Origin of the sequence: Thioalkalivibrio sp. AKL12, assembly GCF_000377925.1 — a bacterium.
Taxonomy (GTDB): domain Bacteria; phylum Pseudomonadota; class Gammaproteobacteria; order Ectothiorhodospirales; family Ectothiorhodospiraceae; genus Thioalkalivibrio; species Thioalkalivibrio versutus.
Map to the genome: position 1 here is coordinate 102,463 of NZ_KB898899.1, position 23,001 is coordinate 125,463.

General features: G+C 67.0%; 24 protein-coding genes and 1 riboswitch. Of the genes, 17 read left to right on the forward strand and 7 right to left on the reverse strand.

Annotation, left to right across the window (positions count from 1 at the left end; genetic code table 11):
• Nucleotides 1-33: 33 nt before the first annotated feature.
• From D579_RS0110245 to D579_RS0110285, 9 genes are all read left to right on the forward strand, one after another.
• Nucleotides 34-840: a GGDEF domain-containing protein gene (locus D579_RS0110245; protein WP_018951943.1), complete on the forward strand. Its 807-nt coding sequence runs from the start codon at nucleotides 34-36 to the stop codon at nucleotides 838-840.
• Nucleotides 840-2,516: a SpoIIE family protein phosphatase gene (locus D579_RS0110250; protein ID WP_018951944.1), complete on the forward strand. Its 1,677-nt coding sequence runs from the start codon at nucleotides 840-842 to the stop codon at nucleotides 2,514-2,516. The genes D579_RS0110245 and D579_RS0110250 overlap by 1 nt, the downstream gene beginning before the upstream one ends.
• 105 nt (nucleotides 2,517-2,621) lie before the next feature.
• On the forward strand, nucleotides 2,622-4,289 hold the full coding sequence (locus D579_RS0110255) for a CTP synthase (RefSeq protein ID WP_026289505.1): 1,668 nt from the start codon (nucleotides 2,622-2,624) through the stop codon (nucleotides 4,287-4,289).
• 61 nt (nucleotides 4,290-4,350) lie between these two features.
• Nucleotides 4,351-5,193: a 3-deoxy-8-phosphooctulonate synthase gene (kdsA, locus tag D579_RS0110260; RefSeq protein ID WP_018951946.1), complete on the forward strand. Its 843-nt coding sequence runs from the start codon at nucleotides 4,351-4,353 to the stop codon at nucleotides 5,191-5,193.
• Between the two features lie 66 nt (nucleotides 5,194-5,259).
• Nucleotides 5,260-6,537: a phosphopyruvate hydratase gene (gene eno, locus D579_RS0110265; RefSeq protein ID WP_018951947.1), complete on the forward strand. Its 1,278-nt coding sequence runs from the start codon at nucleotides 5,260-5,262 to the stop codon at nucleotides 6,535-6,537.
• 190 nt (nucleotides 6,538-6,727) lie between these two features.
• Nucleotides 6,728-7,135: a cell division protein FtsB gene (gene ftsB / locus D579_RS0110270; RefSeq protein WP_018951948.1), complete on the forward strand. Its 408-nt coding sequence runs from the start codon at nucleotides 6,728-6,730 to the stop codon at nucleotides 7,133-7,135.
• Nucleotides 7,128-7,874: a 2-C-methyl-D-erythritol 4-phosphate cytidylyltransferase gene (ispD, locus tag D579_RS0110275; protein ID WP_026289506.1), complete on the forward strand. Its 747-nt coding sequence runs from the start codon at nucleotides 7,128-7,130 to the stop codon at nucleotides 7,872-7,874. The genes ftsB and ispD overlap by 8 nt, the downstream gene beginning before the upstream one ends.
• Nucleotides 7,871-8,371 carry a 2-C-methyl-D-erythritol 2,4-cyclodiphosphate synthase gene (gene ispF, locus D579_RS0110280; protein WP_018169848.1) on the forward strand — a complete coding sequence of 167 codons (501 nt, stop codon included), beginning with the start codon at nucleotides 7,871-7,873 and terminating at the stop codon, nucleotides 8,369-8,371. The genes ispD and ispF overlap by 4 nt, the downstream gene beginning before the upstream one ends.
• The gene (locus D579_RS0110285; protein ID WP_018951950.1) at nucleotides 8,368-8,763 is read left to right on the forward strand and encodes a VOC family protein; all 396 of its coding nucleotides are present in this window, start codon (nucleotides 8,368-8,370) and stop codon (nucleotides 8,761-8,763) included. Before ispF ends, D579_RS0110285 begins: the two co-directional genes overlap by 4 nt.
• Nucleotides 8,764-9,442: 679 nt before the next feature.
• On the opposite strand, the gene D579_RS0110290 is transcribed toward D579_RS0110285, so the two are convergent.
• From D579_RS0110290 to D579_RS0110310, 5 genes are all read right to left on the reverse strand, one after another.
• Complete coding sequence (locus tag D579_RS0110290; protein WP_018951951.1) at nucleotides 9,443-10,291, reverse strand: pirin family protein; 849 nt, start codon at nucleotides 10,289-10,291, stop codon at nucleotides 9,443-9,445.
• Nucleotides 10,292-10,376: 85 nt separating this feature from the next.
• Complete coding sequence (locus D579_RS0110295) at nucleotides 10,377-10,742, reverse strand: hypothetical protein (protein ID WP_018951952.1); 366 nt, start codon at nucleotides 10,740-10,742, stop codon at nucleotides 10,377-10,379.
• A gap of 5 nt (nucleotides 10,743-10,747) precedes the next feature.
• On the reverse strand, nucleotides 10,748-11,614 hold the full coding sequence (locus tag D579_RS0110300; RefSeq protein ID WP_018951953.1) for an ABC transporter ATP-binding protein: 867 nt from the start codon (nucleotides 11,612-11,614) through the stop codon (nucleotides 10,748-10,750).
• Entirely contained in the window at nucleotides 11,614-12,585 is a 972-nt protein-coding gene (locus D579_RS0110305; RefSeq protein WP_018145607.1) for an iron ABC transporter permease, read from the reverse strand. Before D579_RS0110305 ends, D579_RS0110300 begins: the two co-directional genes overlap by 1 nt.
• Before the next feature lie 139 nt (nucleotides 12,586-12,724).
• Complete coding sequence (locus tag D579_RS0110310; RefSeq protein WP_018951954.1) at nucleotides 12,725-13,561, reverse strand: cobalamin-binding protein; 837 nt, start codon at nucleotides 13,559-13,561, stop codon at nucleotides 12,725-12,727.
• Between the two features lie 220 nt (nucleotides 13,562-13,781).
• Nucleotides 13,782-14,046: riboswitch (cobalamin riboswitch) on the forward strand.
• 93 nt (nucleotides 14,047-14,139) lie between these two features.
• Here D579_RS0110310 and bluB point away from each other — a divergent pair.
• The 8 genes from bluB to D579_RS0110350 all read left to right on the forward strand — a co-directional run bounded on the left by bluB (nucleotide 14,140) and on the right by D579_RS0110350 (nucleotide 22,324).
• The gene (bluB, locus tag D579_RS0110315) at nucleotides 14,140-14,913 is read left to right on the forward strand and encodes a 5,6-dimethylbenzimidazole synthase (RefSeq protein ID WP_018951955.1); all 774 of its coding nucleotides are present in this window, start codon (nucleotides 14,140-14,142) and stop codon (nucleotides 14,911-14,913) included.
• A complete protein-coding gene (cbiB, locus tag D579_RS0110320) occupies nucleotides 14,910-15,812 on the forward strand; it encodes an adenosylcobinamide-phosphate synthase CbiB (protein WP_018951956.1) in 903 nt (300 codons plus the stop codon). The genes bluB and cbiB overlap by 4 nt, the downstream gene beginning before the upstream one ends.
• Before the next feature lie 10 nt (nucleotides 15,813-15,822).
• Nucleotides 15,823-16,830: a threonine-phosphate decarboxylase CobD gene (gene cobD / locus D579_RS0110325; protein ID WP_018951957.1), complete on the forward strand. Its 1,008-nt coding sequence runs from the start codon at nucleotides 15,823-15,825 to the stop codon at nucleotides 16,828-16,830.
• A complete protein-coding gene (locus tag D579_RS0110330; RefSeq protein ID WP_018951958.1) occupies nucleotides 16,830-18,314 on the forward strand; it encodes a cobyric acid synthase in 1,485 nt (494 codons plus the stop codon). Before cobD ends, D579_RS0110330 begins: the two co-directional genes overlap by 1 nt.
• The gene (gene cobU / locus D579_RS0110335; RefSeq protein WP_018951959.1) at nucleotides 18,311-18,832 is read left to right on the forward strand and encodes a bifunctional adenosylcobinamide kinase/adenosylcobinamide-phosphate guanylyltransferase; all 522 of its coding nucleotides are present in this window, start codon (nucleotides 18,311-18,313) and stop codon (nucleotides 18,830-18,832) included. Before D579_RS0110330 ends, cobU begins: the two co-directional genes overlap by 4 nt.
• Nucleotides 18,833-19,699: 867 nt before the next feature.
• Nucleotides 19,700-20,761 (forward strand): nicotinate-nucleotide--dimethylbenzimidazole phosphoribosyltransferase, encoded by a 1,062-nt coding sequence (gene cobT, locus D579_RS0110340; protein ID WP_018951960.1) that lies wholly within the window; start codon nucleotides 19,700-19,702, stop codon nucleotides 20,759-20,761.
• Nucleotides 20,758-21,324, forward strand: coding sequence for a histidine phosphatase family protein (locus tag D579_RS0110345; protein WP_018951961.1), 567 nt, complete (start codon nucleotides 20,758-20,760; stop codon nucleotides 21,322-21,324). Before cobT ends, D579_RS0110345 begins: the two co-directional genes overlap by 4 nt.
• 220 nt (nucleotides 21,325-21,544) lie before the next feature.
• Nucleotides 21,545-22,324, forward strand: a complete 780-nt coding sequence (locus D579_RS0110350) for an adenosylcobinamide-GDP ribazoletransferase (protein ID WP_018951962.1) — start codon at nucleotides 21,545-21,547, stop codon at nucleotides 22,322-22,324.
• An 11-nt stretch (nucleotides 22,325-22,335) separates the two neighbouring features.
• Here D579_RS0110350 and D579_RS0110355 read toward each other — a convergent pair whose 3' ends face one another.
• Nucleotides 22,336-22,545, reverse strand: coding sequence for a hypothetical protein (locus tag D579_RS0110355; protein ID WP_018951963.1), 210 nt, complete (start codon nucleotides 22,543-22,545; stop codon nucleotides 22,336-22,338).
• Nucleotides 22,546-22,562: 17 nt separating this feature from the next.
• Nucleotides 22,563-22,985 carry a putative toxin-antitoxin system toxin component, PIN family gene (locus tag D579_RS0110360; RefSeq protein WP_026289507.1) on the reverse strand — a complete coding sequence of 141 codons (423 nt, stop codon included), beginning with the start codon at nucleotides 22,983-22,985 and terminating at the stop codon, nucleotides 22,563-22,565.
• Nucleotides 22,986-23,001: the final 16 nt, after the last annotated feature.

Sequence of the window (23,001 nt, forward strand, 5' to 3'; positions counted from 1 at the left end):
AATCCTGCTAGCCGGCCACGGGAGGGCCAGGAAATGGAGAGTCTCGCGGACTTCTCCCTGTTCGAGCAGGAAAAGTCCGTCATGCAGCGCTCCGAACAGATGCTCGAGGCGCTGGATGCGGTAGGCGATGGCGTGAAGGTGCTCGCCAAGGCCTATTCCGAGAGCTATCGGGCGCAGCGTCGCATGATGCGCATGAGCGACCGCATGCAGGCGGATCTGCAGGAGGCCAACCGCCAGTTGCGCGAACAGGCGGAGCACCTGGCACAACTTAACAATGCATTGTCCGACGAGGTGCGCGAGCGCGAGCGCCTGACGGCCGAACTGGAACGCCTGGCGCTGGAGGATGCCCTGACCGGCCTGTTCTCGCGTCGCCGGGTGATTGACTGCGTGGAGGGCATGGCGGATAGCGTCGGCGAGGAATCGCGTTCGCTCACCGTGATGATGCTGGATCTCGACGACTTCAAGGCGCTGAACGACACCCACGGCCATGCTGCTGGCGATTTCGCCCTCGAGAGCTTTGCCGACATCCTGAGGGGCGAGCTGGGGGCGGAGCAGTACGCTGGGCGCATGGGTGGGGAAGAGTTCCTGGTAGTGGCGGCGGATCTGGATGCCGAAGAGGCAGTCGCACTGGCCGAGCGCATTCGTTCGTCAGTGGAGAATGCATCGCTGCACTGGAAGGACGAACCGCTCGCGCTGGCGGTTTCCATTGGCCTGGTCATCACCACGAACCCGTGGCCGGATGCCGGCGAGCTGGTGGCTCTGGCCGATGACCTGCTCTACCGGGCCAAGAACGAGGGACGCAACCGTGTCATCGTGCAAATGCACGGCGAACGCGGGTGATGGCGGGCGGTACCCGCCGGAATCGTAGCCTTGTCGCCAAGCTGGCCGTCGCCACGCTGCTGGCGGCGCTGGCGCTGAGCCTTCTCAGCAGCGCCTATGTCATTGCCTCGGACTGGCATGCCTTCCGTGCCGAGACCGGGGAACAGATCGACCGTCTGCAACGCCTGGTCGAACCACCCGCCGCCGAGGCGGCCTTCCAGTTGAGCGCTGCCCAGGCCGATTCCCTGGTCCAGGGCCTGCTGGTTTTCGACGAGATCCGGCGGGTCGAGATCCTCGACGACTTTGGCAACACCCTTGCGGAAGATGCCCAGGAGCGCACCCAGACCGGTGGTGAGTGGGCGCACTGGCTCTTCGGTGATCTGCAAACCCATGAGCGCGAGCTGCGCCACCCTGATACCCGCGGAAATATCCAGGGCGTGGGCGTCCTGCGCGTGGAACTGGACCCCGGCGTGCTGGGGCGGGCCTTCGTCAACCGTCTGCAGACCGGGGTCGTGACCAGTGTGACCCAGGCGGTGATCGTCTCTCTGGTGGTGGTTGTACTTTTCTATCTGCTGATGCTCCGTCCGATGTTGAAGATTTCACGTGCGGTGGCGGACACCGACCCGGAGCAGCCCGCGCACTGGCCGATGCCGCGCCTGGGCCATCACGAAAACGATGAGCTGGGGGCGCTGGGGCGTTCGCTGGATCGTTTGCTGCGGGCCTTTCAGGCGGGGCTGGACGCGCGCGACGGGGCCCGGGGCGAGCTCAAGGCCCTGAATGCGGACCTCGAGCGGCGCGTCGAGGACCGCACCCGGCAGTTGGAGGCCGAGAAATCCGAGACGGAACGGGCGCTGGCCAAGGTGGACGAGGCCAACCGTGAGCTCGAGCGCAGTAATCGCCTGGTGGTGGAGAGCATCCGTTATGCCCGCCGCATCCAGACTGCCATGCTGCCGGACAAGCATGCCCTCGATGGTCACATGGACGAGGTGCAGATCTACTGGGAGCCCCTGCACCTGGTGGGTGGCGACTACTTCTGGGTCGAGGCCATCGACGGACACAGCATCCTGGTGGTGGCGGACTGCACCGGCCACGGTGTACCGGGTGCCTTCATTACCCTGGTGGTGGCCTCGGCGCTGGATCGCATCCTGCACGAACACCGCTTGTTGGAGCCCTCGGCCATCCTGCGCGAGATGGATCGACTGGTTCGCTCGCGGTTGCGTCAGGATGGCTATGACTCCGACTCGGACGACGGGCTGGAGGCCGCGGTCTGCGTGTATCGACCGGAGGACCGCAAGCTGGCCTTTGCCGGGGTCGGGCTGCCGTTGCTGATCGACCGCGGCGGCGAGGTCGAGGAGATCCGGGGCGTACGTGGCGGCCTTGGCTACCGCAGCCTGGAGCCGGCCCAGCCCGTGGACCACGAGGTCGACGTGGAGCCGGGCACCGAATTCTTCCTGATCACCGATGGCGTGCACGATCATGTCGGCGGAGAGCCGCCGCGATTGTTTGGTCGGCGGCGGTTGCGCCAGGTGCTGACGGACAAGAGTGGCCGCGATCTGTCGGCCAAGATCGATGCCGTGGTCCGGGTGCTGGAAGATTATCGCGACGGCGAGCCGCGGCGTGACGATATGACCCTGGTGGCCTTCCGGCCGTTGTCATCCCGGGCTGGAAACGAGGCACTGCCCCCACCTTCCGATTGAGCGGGGGCGGGTGCTCTGGTACTCTCTCAGGGGTTTTCCGCCTGCCCCGGATTGCGTGTGCGAACCGGGGCAGGGTGCTTGTCAGCTCCCAGCCAGGTTTCCCGCATGACGCGTTTTGTTTTCATTACCGGAGGCGTGGTCTCGTCTCTGGGCAAAGGTATTGCATCCGCCTCGCTGGGGGCGATCCTGGAGGCGCGTGGCCTCAAGGTGACGCTGCTCAAGCTGGACCCGTACATCAACGTGGATCCGGGCACCATGAGCCCGTTTCAGCATGGCGAGGTGTTCGTCACCGATGACGGCGCCGAAACGGACCTGGATCTCGGGCACTACGAACGCTTCGTGCGCATTCGCACCTCGCGGCGCAACAATTTCACCGCCGGGCAGATCTACGAGAACGTGATCCGCAAGGAGCGTCGCGGGGATTATCTCGGCGGCACGGTGCAGGTCATCCCGCACATCACCGACGAGATCAAGCGCTCGATCCACGAAGGGGCCGGCGATGCCGACATCGCCCTGATCGAAATCGGCGGTACGGTCGGTGACATCGAATCCTTGCCGTTTCTCGAGGCGATCCGTCAAATGGGCGTGGAGCTGGGGCACGACAACGCCCTGTTCATGCATCTGACGCTGGTGCCGTATATCGAGGCCGCCGGCGAGATCAAGACCAAACCGACCCAGCACTCGGTCAAGGAACTGCGCTCCATCGGTATCCAGCCGGATATCCTGCTGTGCCGCTCCACCCAGGCGATCCCCGAGGGTGAACGGCGCAAGATCGCGCTGTTCACCAACGTCGAGGAGAAGGCGGTCATCTCTGCAGTGGACGTAGACAACATCTACAAGATCCCGCTGTGGCTGCATTCGCAGAAGCTCGACGAGATCGTGCTGCGCAAACTCCATATCGAGGTCCCGCAGGCCGATCTTTCGGACTGGAAGCACGTGGTCAATGCCATGGAGTTCCCGGAGTCCGAGGTGACGGTCGGCATGATCGGCAAGTACGTCGATCTGACCGAGTCGTACAAGTCGGTGAACGAAGCCCTGACCCACGCGGGCATCCAGGCGGGTACCCGGGTCCGGATTCGTTATCTCGATTCGGAAAAGCTGGAAGGGGCCGAGAACGAGGCTGCGCGCGAACTCGAGGGCCTGGACGCCATCCTGGTTCCGGGTGGCTTCGGCGAACGCGGCGTGGAGGGCAAGATTGCCGCGGTGCGCTACGCCCGCGAGAACGATGTGCCCTATCTTGGAATCTGCCTGGGCATGCAAGTGGCGGTCATCGAGTTTGCGCGCGATGTGGTCGGGCTGGAAGGTGCGCACAGCACCGAGTTCGCCCCCGACACGCCGCATCCCGTCATCGCGCTGATTACCGAGTGGCAGGACAAGGAAGGCCGCATCGAACAGCGAGATGCCGACAGTGACCTTGGTGGCACCATGCGTCTGGGCGCCCAGAGCGCGCGCCTGACCCCGGGGTCACGCATTGCCGAGGCCTATGGTCGCGAAGAGGTGGGAGAACGCCATCGTCATCGCTTCGAATTCAACAACGCTTATCGTGAACGCCTGGAGGCCGCAGGTCTTCGACTCTCCGGGGTCTCGGAATCCGGCGAACTGGTAGAGGCCGTGGAGCTGGCCGACCATCCGTGGTTTGTGGGCTGCCAGTTCCACCCGGAATTTACCTCGACCCCAAGGGATGGCCACCCGCTGTTCACCGCGTTTGTGTGTGCCGCCCGGGATTACCAGGATTCCCGCGAACCGGAAACCACCACGGCGCTGACGGAATAGGCGCCCGTTCACTTTTTTGTGGCCGCACCCGGAGGGTGATGGCCACCAGACAGGACAGAGCATGCAGCTTTGCGGTTTTGAAGTTGGCCTTGATCGGCCCTTTTTTCTGATTGCCGGCCCCTGCGTCATCGAATCCGAGGCCATGGCCCTGGAGACGGCCGGCGCGCTGAAAACGATGGCGGACGATCTCGGCATTCCGTTCATCTACAAGTCCTCGTTCGACAAGGCCAACCGGTCGTCGACGAAGAGCTTCCGCGGCCTGGGCATGGAAGAGGGCCTGCGCATCCTGGAGAAAGTGAAATCGGAGATCGGCGTGCCGATCCTGACGGATGTCCACGAGGACACCGCGCTGGACGAAGTTGCCAGTGTTGTTGATGTGCTGCAGACCCCGGCCTTCCTTTGTCGGCAGACCAACTTCATCCAGAACGTTGCGCGTCAGGGCCGGCCGGTGAACATCAAGAAGGGCCAGTTCCTCGCGCCCTGGGACATGGGCAATGTCGTGGACAAGGCCCGCGAGGTCGGTAACGATCAGATCATGGTTTGCGAGCGCGGGGTCTCGTTTGGCTACAACACCCTGATCTCCGATATGCGCGGCCTGGCCCAGATGCGTCAGACCGGCTGTCCCGTGGTCTTCGATGCGACGCACTCGGTGCAGCAACCGGGCGGGCAGGGCGCCTGCTCCGGTGGGCAGCGCGAGTTCGTTCCGGTGCTGGCACGGGCGGCGGTGGCCGCTGGCGTATCCGGCCTGTTCATGGAGACCCATCCGGATCCCGAGAAGGCCTTGTCCGACGGTCCCAACGCCTGGCCGCTGCCGAAGATGGCCGAGCTGTTGCAGACGCTCAAGGCGCTGGACGCCGCCGCCAAGGCGCAGCCGTTTGCGGAAGCGGAGTACGGTCTCGGTTAACGACCGAAAGAATCGATAAAACGTCCCGGACGGGCCCGTCCGGGCGGGTATTTTCAAGGAGAGAGCATGTCCAAGATTGCGGAGATTCACGCCCGCGAGATCATCGATTCTCGGGGCAACCCGACGGTCGAGGCCGATGTTGTCCTGGATTCCGGCGCCATGGGGCGAGCGGCGGTGCCCTCCGGTGCTTCCACAGGGGCCCGCGAGGCCCTGGAACTGCGCGACGACGAAAAGCGTTACGGCGGCAAGGGCGTGCTGAAGGCCGTCAGCCACGTGAACGGCGAGATCCGCGACGCACTGCGTGGGATGGAGCTGGATCAGACCGCAGTCGATCGCCGCATGCTGGAACTGGACGGGACCGACAACAAGGCACGCCTGGGCGCCAATGCCCTGCTGGCCGTCTCCATGGCCACTTCGCATGCCCTGGCCGCGGATCGCGAACAGCCACTGTTCGAGACCCTGGGCGGCGACGACGCCACGCTGCTGCCGGTACCGATGATGAACATCATCAATGGTGGTGCCCATGCCGATAACAGTGTGGACATGCAGGAGTTCATGATCCTGCCAGTGGGGGCGGACTCGGTACGCGAGGCCGTGCGCTACGGCGCCGAGGTCTTCCACGCGCTGAAAAAGGTGCTGTCCAAGCGCGGGCTGGCGACGGCGGTGGGCGACGAGGGCGGTTTTGCGCCCGACCTGCCGTCCAACTCCGCCGCGATCGAGGTGATCCTGGAAGCGGTTCACAACGCCGGCTTCAAGGCGGGCGAGGACATCTGGATCGGCCTCGACTGCGCCAGCTCCGAGTTCTACCGTGACGGGCGCTATCACCTCGATTCCGAAGGCAAGGCCTTCTCTGCCGACGAGTTCTCCGAGTATCTCGCCCACTGGGTGGACCAGTACCCGATCCTGACCATCGAGGACGGGATGGCCGAAGATGACTGGGACGGCTGGAAGACGCTGACCGAGCGCCTGGGCAATCGCGTGCAGCTGGTGGGTGACGACCTGTTCGTGACCAATACCCAGATCCTGCAGGAAGGCATCGAAAAGGGCGTTGCGAATTCCATCCTGATCAAGCTCAACCAGATCGGCACCGTGACCGAGACGCTGGAAGCCATCGAGATGGCGCGCAAGGCCAATTACACTGCAGTGATCTCGCATCGCTCGGGCGAGACCGAAGACGTGACCATCGCGGACCTGGCCGTGGCCACGCGCGCCGGCCAGATCAAGACCGGTTCGTTGTCGCGTTCCGATCGGGTCGCCAAGTACAACCAGCTGATCCGTATCGAGGAACACCTGGGTTCGCGGGCGACCTATCCGGGCATGTCGGCGTTCACCTTCGGGCGCTGATCGAGACCCGGGACGGCCTTGGTCACCACGCAGTCCTCAGCCTGCGGCGCGGTTCCTGTCCCCGGTCGTCCGGGGCTCGTAGAATGCCGGGCATGCCGGCCACTTGCGAAAGCCCTCGTCTCCACGTTGTCGCGTCTGTCGCGGTGCGCGGGCGAGGGCTTTCTCTGTTCAACCATACGGAGTGCGGGTGATGCGCGGCCTGTTGATCGGTCTGGCCCTCGTGCTGCTGGCCCTGCAATGGCCCCTGTGGCTGGGCGAGGGGAGTTGGCGCGATGTGCGCGATCTGCGCGAGCAGGTTGCGCAACAGCAAGCCGCAAATGCCGAGCTGGAACAACGCAACCAGGCCCTGGAGGCCGAGGTGCGCGATTTGCGCGGCGGTACCGCGGCGGTCGAGGAGCGCGCGCGTCGCGATCTGGGGATGATCCGCGAGGACGAGATCTTCTTCTTCGTGGTGGGCGAGGACGAGCCCACGAGGCTGCAGGTCGAGCCGCTACCGGGCCCGGCTGGAGAGACCGATGCGGGCCCGGACGCGCAAGTCCCGGAGGATGCGGAGCCCGCCACCGACACCCTGCCACCCGAGGACCCCTTTGATGGCTGACGCGGAACACGTGCCGACTCGGGAGCCAGCGTTCTGGGCGTTGATCCCGGCGGCTGGAATCGGTCGGCGCATGGGATCCAACCGTCCGAAGCAGTACCTGACACTCGGATCGCACACGATCCTCTCCCACACCCTGTCGATCTTTCTCGAACACCCGCGGATTCGGGGGGTGGTTCTGGTACTCGGTCCGGACGTCGACCCGGATGCCCTGGACCTGCCGCTGGCCGGCGGCCGGCTGTTCCGTGCGGCCGGAGGGGCGGAGCGCGCGGATTCGGTCCAGAACGGGCTCGATTTCCTTGCCGAACGGGCGCACGAGGAAGACTGGGTACTGGTGCATGACGCGGCACGACCCTGTCTGCCGCTAGCGGATGTGGACCGGCTGCTGCACGAGTTGCGAGACGATCCGGTGGGTGGGCTGCTCGCCAGTCCCAGCACCGATACCATCAAGTGGAGCGATGGTGCCGGGAAGGTCGAACGGACGCTGGATCGCGAACGGGTCTGGCGGGCCCTGACCCCGCAGATGTTCCGGCTGGGGATGCTCCGCACGGCCAACGCGCAAGCGCGTGCCGAGGGACATCCGGTGACGGACGAGGCCAGCGCCATCGAGTTCCTGGGCCAGGCACCCCGACTGATCGAGGGCTCCCCGATGAACATCAAGATCACCCGCAGCGAAGACCTTGAGCTCGCTCGCCTGTATCTGATGCAGCAGGGACGCCTGGAAGGCGGGTTTCGCGCATGAGCGGCTTGCGGATTGGCCAGGGCTTCGACGTACACGCCTTCGGCGAAGGCGACCACTTGGTACTCGGTGGCGTTCGTATCCCGTTCGAGCGTGGATTCGTGGCCCATTCGGATGGGGACGTGCTGATCCACGCGGTGTGCGACGCCCTGCTGGGCGCCGCAGCGCTGGGGGATATCGGCCTGCACTTTCCGGATACCGATCCGGCGTTTCGAGGGGCGGACAGCCGCGTCCTGCTGCGGGAGACGCTCGAACGAGTGGCCGGGGCCGGCTGGCGCCCGGTCAACATCGACACCACGGTGATCGCGCAGGCGCCCAAGCTTGCACCGCATGTGCGCGCGATGCGCGAAAACCTGGCAGCCGATACCGCGCTGAATATCGCCGATGTCAGCGTGAAGGCGACCACTACCGAGCACCTCGGCTTTACCGGGCGCAAGGAAGGGGTGGCGGCCCAGGCCATTGTGTTGCTCGAACCGGCCTCGGGGGTGATGCGGGTATGACTTCGGCGAAGCGGCTAGAACCCGGTATCCTGCGTCTGCATCACGCAAGCCTGGTGATTGCGGACACGCGGGTGGCGGCGGCCTTTTACGGGGAGCAGCTTGGCCTGGTGCCGCTGGAACGCCCGGATCTCGACTTTCCCGGTCTGTGGTATGACCTGGGGAGCGGACAGGCGCTGCATCTGTTGCAGGTGCCGAACCCCGATCCGACCGAGCGCGGCGTGCGCTGCGGTCAGGACCGTCATCTGGCGTTGCGCGTCCGGGGCCTGGAGGCGCTGGCAGCGCGTCTGGAAGGCGCGGGGATTGCCGTGGAGCGCAGTCGTTCCGGGCGCCCGGCCGCATTCGTGCGCGATCCCGACGGCAACGCCATCGAGCTGATCGAGGAAGGCGGCTGAGGCCGGCCTGGGGGGGCGGCCACGAACCAGCGCCCCTGCACCCGTTGCGGGGCCATCCTTCGCCACGGAACGGATCGTGGGATCACCGGATCCAGCCCCAAGCCTAGCTGGGTGGCCCGCGACGCCATCCATAGCCACCTTGGCTCCCAAAGCCCCTTCACCGCAGCCGTAACGAACCGAAGAGCCGTGGTTTTCTGCATGAGTGCGAGACAGCGGGTCGGGGCTTGGTCCACGCGGTGAGATCCCGGATAACCGCTGTGCGGCTTCCGGGATGACGAAAGCGATGGGTGGCGAGGGAGCAAGGATCACCGGTCGGGTGATCTTCCTTGACGTCATCCCGGCCGTAGCGGAGCGAAGAGCCGGGATCTCTGGCGCGGGTGCCAGGCAGCAGGTTGGGGGCTTTGGGCCACGCGGTGAGATCCCGGATAACCGCCGGGCGGTTTCCGGGATGACGAAAGCGTCAGGTGGCGGGGGATGCAAGTACCGGTCGGGTGATCGTCCCTGGCGTCATCCCGGCCGTAGCGGAGCGAAGAGCCGGGATCTCCGGCGCGGGTGCCAGGCAGCAGGTTGGGGGTTTGGGCCACGCGGTGAGATCCCGGATAACCGCTGGGCGGTTTCCGGGATGACGGAGAGGGGGGAATCGCGCGAGGAACTTGCGGGATGATGGGCTGGTTCGAGGTCAGTCCATGCTGGCTGGTTCGGCGGCGAGCTGGCCGGACTGGTAGTCGCTGATGGCCTGTTCGATCTCGTCGGAGGTGTTCATCACGAACGGGCCGTAGTGGGCGATCGGTTCGCCCAGCGGCCGTCCCTTGAACAGCAGTACCCGGGCATCCTGCTGCGCGATCAGGTGGACCTGGGTGTGGCCGTGCCAGACGCCCAGTTGGCCCGTGCCGAGGCCGGTCAGCTCGCCGTCGAACACGTAGGCCAGCACGCGATCTTCCAGTTGCACCGCAAGCGACAGGCGATAGCCGGCCGGTAGCGTGAGATCGGCCATGGCGGCGCCTTCGCCGATCTGTGGAAGCGCGCCTTCGGTGTCCCCGGCGCTGGTCTGCCAGGAGCCGGCAATGGCCTTGAAGCGCAGCGAATCGTCGTCTTCCGGCAGGTGGCGCATCGCGTCGGCGCGCACGTCGCGGTAACGCGGCGGGTCCATCTTGCGCGCGGCGGGCAGGTTTACCCAAAGCTGGAAGCCGTGCAGGCCGTCCGCGTCCAGAAGCGGCATCTCGGAGTGGATTACACCGCGCCCGGCACTCATCCACTGGGCCTCGCCGGCCTCGACGCGGCCCTGGTTGCCCATGGAGTCCTCGTGAGTCAGGCCGCCGTGGACCAGGTAGGTCAGCGTCTCGAAACCGCGGTGCGGGTGCGAGGGGAAGCCGCCGATGTAGTCCTCGCGCGCGCTGGCCTTCAGTTCGTCCAGCATCAGGAAGGGATCCAGGCCGCCGCGGAAATCATGGATGCGCCGAATCTTCACCCCGGCCCCGTCCTGGGTGGGATGAGAGGTCTTCACGCTGTCCGGCGGTGTCGGGTTCATGGCGTTCTCCTTCGCAACAGATCTGCACCATACCGACCATGAAACGAAAAGAAAATTGCATCGTTTCCCTTCATGGAGCGTTCTGTCAGGGCACGGGGAGCTCCCAGGAATCGGCAAACGCCTCGAGGCTCTCGACGAAGTCCGGGTCGTGCTCCTGGCGATTGATGGTCAGGTGCAGGGTGACGGCCCGCGGCTCCGGCGGGTGACCGGTGGTCAGCGTCCAGGCGAGGCCATTCGGGCATTCCGGCAGGGAAAAGCGAACGCCACCGTTGATGACTTCCCGATGGACGCGAAACTCGCCCCACAGGCAGTACACGACGCCGGCATCGGGGCCCTCGCCGGCGATCAGCGTATCGATCGCGCCGCTGGCGTCGGGTAATGCGGACACGGTGAGGCTTCGCTGCAGGTTTTCGGCATCCAGGTCGGAATGCAGGGTGCGGAAGAATTCCATGGGGACTACTCGTTGCGCGGCAGGAAGACGGGCAGGCCGTCCACCTCGCCCACGCTCAGGCGTTGGTTGTACAGGCGCTCCAGTGCGCTGGGCACCAGCATGGTGGCCGTGGGGCCCCAGCACGCCTGTCCGTCAGGGAATAGCAGTAGCAGGTGATCGCAGTAGCGCGCCGCGAGGTTGACGTCGTGCAGGACCAGCACCGCGCCTCGGTCTTCCTGACCGACGATGGCCTGCACGCGGTTGAGCACGGCCACCTGATGATGCAGATCCAGCTGGCTGGTGGGTTCGTCCAGCAGGAGCAGGCTGGGGTCCTGCGTCAGCACGGTCGCGATTGCCAGGCGCTGGCGTTCCCCGCCGGACAACGTGTCCACCATGCGGTCCTCGAGGTCGGCGAGATCCATCGCCGCGAGTGCCGCCCGGGCGCGGGCGTAGTCCTCGGAGGACTCGATATCCCAGGGCCGCAGATACGGGTGGCGTCCGATCAGGGCCGTCTCCAGCACCGTGGCGGGAAAGCCGTCGTGGTGGGTCTGGAAGACCAGGCCCAGGCGACGGGCCAGTTCCGCGCGGGCGAGGGTCGCAATGGATTGTCCCTTGACCTTGATGGTTCCGGCACGCGCGGCCCGCAGGCCGGCGAGGGTCTGCAGGAGGGTGCTCTTGCCGGCCCCATTCGGGCCCAGGATGCCCCAGCACTGGCCCGGGTCGACCGTCAGGTCCAGCGGCGAACCGGGCGGCCGCTCGGGCACGTCGATGACAAGGTCATGCGTCGCGAGCAGGGTCTTGGGCCCCGGTTCCTGGTGGACGCTGCGCGCGCCAAGGCCCGGCGTGTCGTGTGGCTGGGTCGCCGCGGGGACTGGGAGATGTGTACGCGGCATCAGCGGCTCCGGTAGAGCAGGAACAGGAACACCGGGACACCCAGCATCGCGGTGATGACGCCCACCGGCAATTGTTCCGGGGCAATGATCGTCCGGGCCAGGGTGTCGGCCAGGGTGAGGAGGATGCCCCCGCCCAGGGCCGAGGCCGGCAGGATCACGCGCTGGTCGTTGCCAAAGATCAGACGCAGCATGTGCGGCACGATCAGCCCGACAAAGCCGACCGCGCCGACTTGGGTGACCGCGGTCGCGGTGATCAGGGCCGCCACCACATAGATCGTCCATTCCACCGGGCGTACGGCCACTCCGAGGGCCGCGGCCTGCATGGGCCCGCGCGCCAGGACGTTCAGGGTGCGGCCAAATGGCAGGGCGAGCAGGGCGACGACCACGAGTACGCCCCAGGCCGGGTAGGGGTTGCGGGCATGGGAGACGTCGCCCATCAGCCAGTACAGCATGCCCGGGAGCTCCGCAGTGGGGCTGACTGCGAGGATGAAACTGATCATCGCGCCCCAGCCGGCGGCCACCACGACACCGGTCAGCAGCAGGCGGGTCGGGGTCCAGCTGCCCGTGCCGTGGGCCAGGCCGAACACCAGAATGGTGGACAGCAGGGCGCCCACGAAGGCCGCGGCCGAGACCGAGAACATGGACAGCCCCGCCAGCATCGCCAGCAAGGCGCCCACCGAGGCACCGCCGGAGAGCCCCAGCACGTAGGGATCGGCCAGTGGATTGCGTAGCAGGACCTGCATCAGCGCTCCGGCCAGGCCTAGCAACCCGCCGGCGGCGAACGCGGCCAGCGCGCGCGGCAGGCGCAGATCCAGTACCAGGGTGCTGTGCAGTCGCGAGGCCTCGCCGAAGAAGACACTCAGCAGGTCAGGGAACGGAATCTGCACGCTGCCGTAGGCCAGTGCCACCAGAACGGAGAGCACAGACGCGGGTAACAGCACGCCCAGGGCCAGGAGGAACGAACGGGTCAAGCGGTAGCCCTCCGCTCCAGGCGGGTGAAGCGGTAGGTTGCCGGAACGGCGGGAGCGCTGCCTTCAGCGCACGTACAACGCTCCTTCATTGGTGTCCCGCGATATCCTTTCCGAGAGACTGCGAGGCGGACCGTCATGGTCATGGGGCGGGACGGCGTGCGCGGGCGCGTTCGAGTTCTTCGCACATCAGGGCGGTGCCTTCCGCGATGCGTCCGGTATGGCGTTGCAGGAGCGAAGGGGGAATGAAGAACAGATTGTCGCGCTGGACCGCGGTCATATCCTCCCATTGGCCCCAGGCGACCACCCAGTCGGGGCGGTCCTCGCCCATGCCGCCGCCGATGATGACCTCGGGGTCGGCATCCAGTACGGCTTCGCGGCCAATGCGTGGCACCAGGCGGTCGAGATCGCCGAACACGTTCACGCCGCCACAGACGGCGATGGCCTCGGCGATCAGGTGGTCGTCATTGACCGTCATCAACGGTTGCTCCCACACCTGATAGAACACGCGAATCGGGTCCCGGTCGCCGTACGTGGCGCGGAGCGCGTCCATTCGGCCCAGGAAGTCCTCTGCCGCGGCCTCGCCCTGGTCATGCGTGCCGGCGAGCGTGGCCATGCGCCGCATGCTCGAGGCCACACCCTCGAAGCTGCGTGGTTCCGATACGTACACCGGCAGTCCCAGTTCGCGCAGGCGTTCGACCTGAGAGGCGGAGTTGCCGCTCTTCCACGCGATCACCAGATCGGGGTCCCTTTCCAGTACCCGTTCCAGGTCAATCCGGCTGTAGCCGCCAATCCGCGGGATGGCCTCCGCCTCGGGCGGATAATCGCTGTACTGCGTTGCGCCCACGATGCGGTCCCCCGCACCCACGGCAAACAGCACCTCGGTGATGTGCGGCGCCAGGCTGACGATGCGCTCGGCAGGCTGCTCCAGATGGACCTCGCGGCCATCGTCGTCAGTGACCGTGATTGAGTCCGCCATTGCGATCAGCGGGGTTGAGAGCAGGCCCAGGAGGCAAGCGAGCAGTGGAGTTCGGAAAGTCCAGAATTGCATGATTTTACAGTCGCATTGGATTGATTGTTCAAGCGCCTTCGAGCCGGCTGGGGAGCCGCCACTTGGCGCTGGACTAGCGGGGCATCATAGCAGCAAGCCTGGGGCGCCTCGGAGCGTCAATTGGTCGGCAGTGGGCTTGCCGCGTATGATTGGCGGCTTGCTACCAGGTGCCCGGGCGACTGATCGCGCGGGTTAAACGGGAAGTCGGTGCAGGCGCGAGATCCTCCGCAGCCCCATTCCGACGCTGCCCCCGCAACGGTAAGCGAGTGGGTTCGAGGGGTGCTTCCGCAGGCCGCTCGGACCTCGACAAGTCGAAAGCCACTGGGCCGAACGCGGCCCGGGAAGGCGACTTGCCGCCCCGGGTTGCCGGGGCCTCGCGAGCCCGGAGACCGGCCTGGACGATGTTTCTGCGACCGCGCGGTGGGCGAGGGTCGGTAGGTGCGGGCCCCCTGTGGCCGCACCCCGATCCCTCTGCATCCGCGTCGTGTCCCCCTGACGGTAAGCCGATGCAGTCCGAGTTGCCCGCCAATGAGAACCCTTCCTGCCCGGGCGCTGATGCCGGGGGTTCGGGATTTGCCCAAGATGAGCTTGCGGCCGTCTATCGCGTGATCGCGGAACGCCGGGATATGCGCCATTTTCGGCCGGACCCGGTCGATCCAGCGGTGCTGCGGCGGCTGCTGGAGGCGGCGCATCGCGCGCCGAGCGTGGGGTACATGCAGCCCTGGCGCTTCCTGCGCATTACCGACCCGGCGGTGCGCGAGGCGCTCCACGCCCACGCGGCGGATGAACAGGCGCGCACCGCCGAGGCCTGTGGCGAGCGCGCGGCCGACGTGCATCGCTTGAAGCTGGAGGGCATCCGCGAGGCGGGCGAGTTGCTGGTCGTGGCCCTGACCGATGGCCGCGAGCGCTACGTGCTGGGCCGGCGGACGCTCCCCGAGATGGACCTCTGTTCGGCCGCGTGTGCGATCCAGAACCTGTGGCTGGCCGCCCGCGCCGAGGGCCTGGGCATGGGCTGGGTTTCCCTGTTCGATCCGGACTGGCTGGCCAATCGGCTGGACATGCCCGAAGGCGGGTACCCCATTGCCGTGCTGTGCCTCGGGCATGTCGAGCGCTTCTATGACCGGCCGATGCTGGAAACGGCGGGCTGGGACAGCCGCCGCCCGCTGGAAGACCTGGTGTTCCAGGATCGCTGGGGTGCGCCGTGCGAGCTGGCTGCGTCCACGGACGCCCGGGAATCCGCCGCGCGTCCGGATGGGCCATCCGGAGGTGGCGACACATGAGTACCTTTCTGATCTTGATCGGCGCCCTGATCCTGGACCGACTGTTTGGTGACCCACGGCGGTTCCATCCGCTCGCCGGATTCGGCCAGCTCGCGTCCTGGGCCGAATCCCGCTGGCATGCGCCCAGTCGTGTACGCGGAGCGCTCCTTCTCGCGGCGCTGGTCCTGCCCTGGGTGGCGCTGGCCGCACTGGGCGCCTCGCTGGCCTGGGGCTGGGTTCTGACGGTGGCGATCCTCACGCTGGCAATTGGCTGGCGCAGCTTGGACGAGCATGCGGAGGTGGTGGCCGAGGCCCTGGAAAAGGATGACCTGTCTGGGGCGCGCACCGGTGTCGGCATGCTGGTCAGTCGCGACACGGCGGCCCTGGACGCGCGCGGGGTGAGTGGCGCGACCATCGAGTCGGTGCTGGAGAACGGCAACGACGCGCTGTTCGCCACGATCTTCTGGTTTCTGGTGGCTGGCGCGCCGGGCGTGGTGGCCTATCGGCTGGTGAACACGCTGGACGCGATGTGGGGCTATCGCAATGACCGTTTTCGCTCGTTTGGCTGGGCTGCCGCGCGCCTGGACGATGCGATGAACCTGATCCCGGCCCGCCTGACGGCGCTGGGCTATGCCCTGGCCGGGCGCGGCCGGGACGCGCTGCAGTGCTGGCGCGAGCAGGCCGCCGGCTGGAAGAGCCCGAATGCGGGTCCGGTGATGGCGGCGGGGGCGGGTGCGCTGGGTGTGGTCCTGGGGGGAGCGGCACCCTATGGCGGGCAGCGCGAGTGGCGACCCCGCCTGGGGATGGGCCGCATGCCCGACGCGGCAGGCATTCGCCAGGCGGTTGAGCTGCTGGATCGTGCGCTGGCCATCTGGATGGCCTTCATTGTGGCCGGGGTGATTGTCGTTGTCCTGTTCTGAGGCCCAATCGATGCAGACGCCGGAGCCGCAGGTACTGATCCAGGTGCACGGGGGCGGTATCCGTCAGGCGGCTGCGCGCTACGGGATCCCCGAGGCCGACTGGCTGGATCTCTCCACGGGCATCAACCCGCATGGCTACCCCGCGGGCGAGCTTCCGCCAGGGGCCTGGGCACGCCTGCCGGAACCGGACGACGGTCTGGAGGCCGCAGCCGCCGCCTATTACGGGACCGGGGCGCTGTTGCCGGTGCCCGGTTCCCAGGCCGCGATCCAGCTGCTGCCCGCGCTACGGGAAGGCCCTTCGCGCGTGGGCATCCTCGAGCCCAGCTACAACGAACACGCCCGGGCCTGGCACGGGGCCGGGCATGACGTCGTCCCGCTGGATGGGGATTCGATTGAGGCCGCATTGCCCGGCCTGGACGTGCTGGTGCTGGTCAACCCCAATAACCCGACCGGACAGCGGTTTGACCGCGCGGACCTGCTGGCGTGGCATGCGACCCTGGCCGCGCGCGGCGGCTGGCTGATCGTGGACGAGGCGTTCATGGACGTGACACCCGAGGCGAGCCTGGCGACGGACGCGCCGCGCGAGGGTCTGGTGGTACTGCGCTCGCTGGGCAAGTTCTTTGGCCTGGCCGGGGCGCGCGTGGGATTTGTCATCGCGGAGGACACGCTGCGCACGCGACTGGCCGCCCGGATGGGCCCGTGGGGTCTTGCCGGACCGTCCCGCTGGATCGCCACCCAGGCGCTGTCGGACCGGGCCTGGCAGGCCGAGACACGCGGCATGCTCCAGGCACGTGGTCAGCGCCTGGCGGACTTGCTGCGCGACCAGGGGCTGGAACCCGCCGGCGGCACCGCGCTGTTTCAGTGGTGCCGCGTGGACGATCCCGCAGGCTGGCAGGATCACCTGGGCGCGCAGGGCATCCTCGTGCGGCGGTTTGATGAGCCGGGCAGCCTTCGTTTTGGCCTGCCGGGGCAGGAATACGAATGGAAGCGCCTGGAACAGGCGCTGGGGGCGTCCTGATGGGTACGACGCTGATGGTGCAGGGCACGACCTCGGATGCTGGCAAGAGCGTGCTGGTCGCGGGGCTGGCGCGCGTGCTGCATCGGCGGGGGCTGTCGGTGGTGCCGTTCAAGCCGCAGAACATGGCGCTGAACAGCGCGGTCACGGCCGATGGTGGCGAGATCGGGCGCGCCCAGGCCCTGCAGGCCGCGGCCTGTGGCCTGGACCCGCATACGGACATGAACCCGGTACTGCTGAAGCCCAGCTCGGATCAGGGGGCGCAGGTCATCATCCACGGCCGGCCGGCGGCGGAGCTGGATGCCCGGGCCTACCACGACTACAAGCCGGTGGCGCTTGAGGCGGTGCTGGCCTCGCATCGGCGCCTGACGGCGCAGTACGCCCATGTGCTGGTGGAAGGCGCCGGGTCGCCGGCGGAGATCAACCTGCGCGCGGGCGACATCGCCAACATGGGCTTTGCCGAGGCGGTGGACTGTCCGGTGATCCTGGTCGCGGATATCGACCGGGGCGGGGTGTTCGCGCACTTGGTGGGCACGCTGGCGCTTTTGAGCGAGACGGAGCGCACGCGGGTGCAGGGCTTCGTGATCAACCGCTTTCGCGGCGATATCGGCTTGCTGCAACCCGGGCTGGACTGGCTGGAACAGGAGACCGGCAAGCCGGTGCTCGGCGTGATTCCGTACCTGCACGGGCTCTACCTGGATGCCGAGGATGCCCTGCCGCGCGAGGCGATGCCTTCGACGCCCGCGGACGCGCTGAAGGTGGTCGTGCCGGCACTGCCGCGCATCTCCAACCATACGGATTTCGATCCGCTGCGGCTGCACCCGGCGGTGGACCTGCGCTTTGTCGGACCGGGCGAGGCGTTGCAGCCCGCCGATTTGGTCGTCCTACCGGGCTCGAAGTCCGTGCGCGCCGATCTCGCCTGGCTGCGCGAGCAGGGCTGGGAAGAAGCGCTGCAGCGGCATGTGCGCTATGGCGGCAAGGTGCTGGGGATTTGCGGCGGATTCCAGATGCTGGGTCACGCCGTGTACGATCCCGATGGCGTCGAAGGCCAGTCGGGCTCCACGCCGGGGCTGGGCTGGCTGGATATCGAGACCCGGCTCGCACCCGAGAAGCACCTGGAGCGGGTTCGCGGCGACCGCGTGCTGGATCGGGAGGCCCGTGTGGAGGGCTACGAGATCCATGCGGGCGTGACGACCGGGCCGGGCCTGGGGCGTCCGGTGCTGCAGCTGGAACACGGCGCGGATGGCGCGCGTAGTGCAGATGACGCGGTGGCCGGCACTTATGTTCACGGCGTGTTCGATACATCGGACGCCGCCGAGGCCTTGCTGCAATGGGCGGGTATGCGCAGCGGGATGGAGATCGGGGAAGACCTGGCAACGGCGCGGGAGCGCGGCCTGAAGCGCCTGGCCGATTCTCTGGAAGAACACCTGGATATGAATTACATACTGACCCTTCTGCAAGCCGAACGGAAGGAGCCAGTCGCATGAAGACCCTGGTACTGGGTGGCGTGCGCTCGGGCAAGAGCCGGCTGGCAGAACAACTGGCGGCGGCCAGCGGCCTGCCCGTGACCTACGTGGCGACGGCGCGCGCGGACGATGCCGAAATGGCGCGCCGGATCGAACGCCACCGCGCCGACCGGCCCGGAGACTGGGGCCTCGTCGAGGCGGGCACGGGCCTGGCCCGGGCGCTGGAGCAGGCCGCGGGACCCGAGCAGTGCCTGCTAGTGGACTGCCTGACCCTGTGGCTCACCCAGCTACTGTGCACCGATGACGAGGGCCGGATCGAGCGTGAACGCGAGGCGCTGATCGAGACTGTTCCACGCCTGCCGGGCACGTTGGTGTTCGTATCCAACGAGACCGGCATGGGGATCACGCCCATGGACGCACTGTCCCGCCGCTTCGCCGACGAGGCCGGCTGGCTCCACCAGCGCTTGGCCCCATCGATGGACCGCGTCATCCTCACCGTCGCCGGCCTCCCGCACGTCCTGAAGGGAGACCCGCTGTGACAGGCTGGCATACAAGCATTCCGCCCTCCAGGATGCGTTCTGCCCTCCAGGCACATAGACAAGCACGCCGGCAGGCCGGCACCACCGCAGTATCCCGACCCCAACCGTCACCCCTGCCACCTAACCCTCGTCATCCCGGAAACTGCGAAGCAGTTATCCGGGATCTCCATCGTTGGCAGGTGGCACGGACGTCAGGGGGTATCCCTGGCGCGTGGAGATCCCGGCTCTCCTCTTCGCTGCGGCCGGGATGGCGGACAGTAGTGGGAGGGCGGGCTGACGTCAGGGGGGAGTGCTGCGCCCGGGATGACGCCAAGGAAAGCGCTTACGGCCGGGAGGGCGAGAAGCAATGGGCCGGCATGACAGTTGGGCGGGTGGCCAGGATTCCTGGTCCAGACGTTCGGATGTTCCCCCCAACGTCGTCATCCCGGAAACCGCGCAGCGGTTATCCGGGATCTTCGTCGTGGGAGGTGGCGCAGACGTCGGGGTGTTCCCGCGTGGGAGATCCCGGCTCTCCGCTTCGCTACGGCCGGGATGACGGGAAGTGGTTGGCGAAGACGGGCAATGGATGGCCGGGATCACGAAAAGCAATGGGCCGGCATGACAGTTGGGCGGGTGGCCAGGATTCCTGTTCCAGACATTCGGATGCTCCCCCAACGTCGTCATCCCGGAAACCGCGCAGCGGTTATCCGGGATCTTCGTCGCGGGAGGATGGGGCAGACGTCGGGGTGTTCCCGCGGGGGAGATCCCGGCTCTTCGCTTCGCTGCGGCCGGGATGACGGGAAGTAGCCGGCCGGGATGGCGAGGAGTCATGGGTCGGGATGAAGGAAAGTGGCAAAGCACGCACGAGAGACCAATGAGGACCAACAAGTGACCGAAGACTGTGACTGGCTGCAGGTGCCGCCGGCGACCCTGGCCGCCGCCGCCCGGCAGGCCGCGGCTGAACGGCAGGCCCAGCTGACCAAGCCGCCTGGGTCGCTCGGGCAACTGGAGGCGATCGCCGAACGCCTGGCCGGCATGCAGGGCCTGGAAAAGCCAGGGCTGGAGAACGTCCACATCGCGGTGTTCGCCGGCGATCATGGCGTGGTGGCCGAGGGCATCTCGCGCTTTCCGCAAGCGGTGACGGCGCAGATGGTCGCGAACTTCGCGACGGGTGGGGCGGCGATCTCGGTGCTGGCGCGGTACCTGGGCGCCTCCATCGAGGTGATCAACCTGGGCACGGTCGCGGAGCCGCCCGCGGTCCGCGGTGTGCAGCAACTGAACCTGGGCCCCGGCACTGCCAACCTGGCCCGCGAGCCGGCGATGACGCCAGCGCAGCTGGAACGTGCCCTGAACGCCGGCCGCCAGTGCGCGGAGCGCGCGCGGCGCAGCGGGGCCCAACTGTTCATCGGCGGCGAGATGGGCATCGGCAACACGACCGCCGCCGCCGCGCTCGCCTGTTCGCTGCTGGACCTGCCACCCGTCGATCTGGCCGGGCCCGGCACAGGGCTGGACGCGAATGGGGTGCGGCACAAGGCCGAGGTCATCGAACAGGCCCTGCAAACCCACGGCGAGGTGCGGGGCGACGCACTCGGCAGCCTTCGCTGCCTGGGGGGCTTCGAGATTGCCGGGCTTGCCGGGGCGTATATCGCCGCGGCGCAGATCGGCCTGCCGGTGCTGGTGGACGGCTTCATCAGCACCTCGGCGGCGCTGGTGGCCGAGCGCCTGTGTCCGGGCACGGCGGACTGGTTCTTCTATGCCCATACCTCGGCGGAGCCGGGTCACCAGCGCCTGCTGGCGGCGCTGGAGGCCGAGCCGCTGCTTGATCTCGGCATGCGGCTGGGCGAGGGGAGCGGGGCGGCCACGGCCGTGCCCCTGCTACGTCTGGCCTGCGAGCTACACTCCGGCATGGCCACCTTCGCCGAGGCGGGTGTCAGCGGAGAGGCCAGTTGACTATCCGCCACGCCCAAATCGGCCTGCTGCGCCACGGAGAAACGACTGGCAACGGCTTCTGCGGGCGAGGCAGCGATGTTCCGCTGACCGAGGCCGGCTGGACCGCGATGCGTGATGCTCTGGCCGGAGGTAGCGTCTGGGATCGCATTGTCTGCTCGCCGCTGATACGTTGCCGCGCCCCGGCACAGGCGTTTGCGGAAGAGGCCGGTGTACCGCTCGCCGTCGACGACCGCCTGGCCGAACTCGACTTCGGCGACTGGGAAGGCCGCACGGCGGCGGCGCTGATGGAGACGGACGCCGATGCACTGGGCCGTTTCTGGCAGGATCCGGTGAATCACTCGCCCCCCAAAGGCGAGTCGCTCCTGGAGTTTCGCGAACGTGTTGTCGCCGGCTGGAATGACCTGGCGCCCGACGAAGGCGAGTGCGTGCTCGTGATCGCGCACGGCGGCGTCATCCGGCTGCTCCGCGCCCTGCGCGAAGGCTGGCCATTGGAGAAGCTGCTCGGCATCGACGTCCCGCTCGCCTCCCTGCATATTGTCGAGCCATGGCAGCCCTATCGATGAATCTCCCGCCCCCGATGCGCCAAGACCCTGTGGGTGGCCTTGTGAGGGCTCTTGTGGGAGCGTGCTTGCACGCGAAGCCCCTGCCAAAGTCTGGCGCGGGCAGGGGCTTCGCGGCCAAGGCCGCTCCCACAACTATGTCGAGGACTTTCGGTGGCCTAGCCCCCTGCGGGAGCAGCCCTGGCCTCGAATGCCTCCCGCCAAAGTCCGGCCAGGCACCCACATGAGCGTCGTGTTGACACCCTTCTGGCTGGCCCTCCAGTTCCTCACCCGCCTGCCCACCCCCGCGCTAGACCCGCAGCCGGCCGACCTGGGCCGTTCGGTGCTGGCTTATCCACTGGTCGGTCTGATCCTGGGCCTGCTCGTGGTGCTGGTCGGTATCGCGCTGGCGGCCATACCCGGCACGCCGCCGCTCTTGGTCGCGGCACTGGTGCTCGCGTTATGGGTCGGTCTGACGGGCGCGCTGCACCTGGACGGCCTGGCGGACACGGTGGATGCGTGGGTTGGCAGCCATCAGGACCCGGAACGCGCCCAGGCCATCATGAAGGACCCGGCCAGTGGTCCGATGGCCGTGGCAGCGCTGGTCCTGGTGCTGCTTATCAAGTTCGGAGCTCTGGTAACCGTGGTGGAGACGGGTGCCTGGATCGCATTGCTGGTCGCCATCGTGCTGGGGCGGGCGGCGCTCACCGGGCTGTTTCTGCTGGTGCCCTACGTGCGGGAGCAGGGCCTGGGCGCCGAGATGGCCGCACACCTGCCGCGCAGCCCCGCCCAGATGGTGCTGGTAGCCACCGGCGTGTTGATCCTGCTACTGGCGCTGGTCACCGGTGTTTGGGGCCTGATCCTGGGCCTGGCCGTTGCACTGGCGTTGGTGTTCGCCATCGCCGCCTTCCTGCGTCGCTGGCTCGGCGGTTTCACCGGAGACACGGCCGGTGCCACCCTGGAACTGGTGGAGCTGGTGGCGATTACCGTCATGGCGCTCGCGCTCGCGCTCGCCCTGCATTAGGGAGTCGCCTCTCAATCAGGCGAGGTGTTCCCCATCGCCTTGTCCAGCAGCGCCAGACCTTCCTGTTCCCGGCCCTGACCACGCTGGGCGCGCACCCGGAAACGGGTCTCGGCATCGTGCTCTGCAATCAGCAGCGTGGCCATCTCGTCGACAAGGCGGTTCACGCTGGTCCCACGTTCGCGTGCCAGCGCCTTCAGCCGTTCGTACTTGTCGTCCGGCAAACGTACGGTTAAAGCAGTCATGCGCTAATAACCTCCAACAGTTCAGCGGGATCGAGAATTCGAATATCCGGGAACTGCAGCTCCATCTGAAAAAAGTCTCGTTTGTTTCGCGTCACAATCGTTTGGCAGTCACCCGCTACCGCGAGTTCAATCAGGTGGTTATCGCCCTCGTCGCGAAGATTGGGGCGCCAACCAAAGTAGATGCGGGACCATACACACCGGGCGGCGAAAATATCGAGTAGGCGTTCGCGTTCGGCGATGTCCAGCAGACTTCCTTCGAAGATCTTGACGCGGCCCAAAACGTCCTCGTACTCCCGGAATAAGGCCGTGCCCATCACCGGTGTAACTCGTCCTTCAATACACGCCTGTATGGCGTAATTGGCCGGGCCTACGCCAAGACAGGCACCGACGAAGACGTTGGTATCGAACACGGCCTTCATGGTCAGATGGTAGCAG

Coding starts and splice junctions, on each gene's coding strand:
- D579_RS0110300 (WP_018951953.1), bottom strand. CDS start 11,614: ATGCCGCGTACACATCTCCCAGTCCCCGCGGCGACCCAGCCACACGAC.
- ispF (WP_018169848.1), top strand. CDS start 7,871: ATGAGCGGCTTGCGGATTGGCCAGGGCTTCGACGTACACGCCTTCGGC.
- ftsB (WP_018951948.1), top strand. CDS start 6,728: ATGCGCGGCCTGTTGATCGGTCTGGCCCTCGTGCTGCTGGCCCTGCAA.
- eno (WP_018951947.1), top strand. CDS start 5,260: ATGTCCAAGATTGCGGAGATTCACGCCCGCGAGATCATCGATTCTCGG.
- D579_RS0110295 (WP_018951952.1), bottom strand. CDS start 10,742: ATGGAATTCTTCCGCACCCTGCATTCCGACCTGGATGCCGAAAACCTG.
- D579_RS0110285 (WP_018951950.1), top strand. CDS start 8,368: ATGACTTCGGCGAAGCGGCTAGAACCCGGTATCCTGCGTCTGCATCAC.
- D579_RS0110310 (WP_018951954.1), bottom strand. CDS start 13,561: ATGGCGGACTCAATCACGGTCACTGACGACGATGGCCGCGAGGTCCAT.
- D579_RS0110245 (WP_018951943.1), top strand. CDS start 34: ATGGAGAGTCTCGCGGACTTCTCCCTGTTCGAGCAGGAAAAGTCCGTC.
- cobD (WP_018951957.1), top strand. CDS start 15,823: ATGCAGACGCCGGAGCCGCAGGTACTGATCCAGGTGCACGGGGGCGGT.
- D579_RS0110350 (WP_018951962.1), top strand. CDS start 21,545: ATGAGCGTCGTGTTGACACCCTTCTGGCTGGCCCTCCAGTTCCTCACC.
- kdsA (WP_018951946.1), top strand. CDS start 4,351: ATGCAGCTTTGCGGTTTTGAAGTTGGCCTTGATCGGCCCTTTTTTCTG.
- D579_RS0110290 (WP_018951951.1), bottom strand. CDS start 10,291: ATGAACCCGACACCGCCGGACAGCGTGAAGACCTCTCATCCCACCCAG.
- D579_RS0110255 (WP_026289505.1), top strand. CDS start 2,622: ATGACGCGTTTTGTTTTCATTACCGGAGGCGTGGTCTCGTCTCTGGGC.
- D579_RS0110360 (WP_026289507.1), bottom strand. CDS start 22,985: ATGAAGGCCGTGTTCGATACCAACGTCTTCGTCGGTGCCTGTCTTGGC.
- D579_RS0110330 (WP_018951958.1), top strand. CDS start 16,830: ATGGGTACGACGCTGATGGTGCAGGGCACGACCTCGGATGCTGGCAAG.
- cobU (WP_018951959.1), top strand. CDS start 18,311: ATGAAGACCCTGGTACTGGGTGGCGTGCGCTCGGGCAAGAGCCGGCTG.
- D579_RS0110250 (WP_018951944.1), top strand. CDS start 840: ATGGCGGGCGGTACCCGCCGGAATCGTAGCCTTGTCGCCAAGCTGGCC.
- cbiB (WP_018951956.1), top strand. CDS start 14,910: ATGAGTACCTTTCTGATCTTGATCGGCGCCCTGATCCTGGACCGACTG.
- bluB (WP_018951955.1), top strand. CDS start 14,140: ATGCAGTCCGAGTTGCCCGCCAATGAGAACCCTTCCTGCCCGGGCGCT.
- ispD (WP_026289506.1), top strand. CDS start 7,128: ATGGCTGACGCGGAACACGTGCCGACTCGGGAGCCAGCGTTCTGGGCG.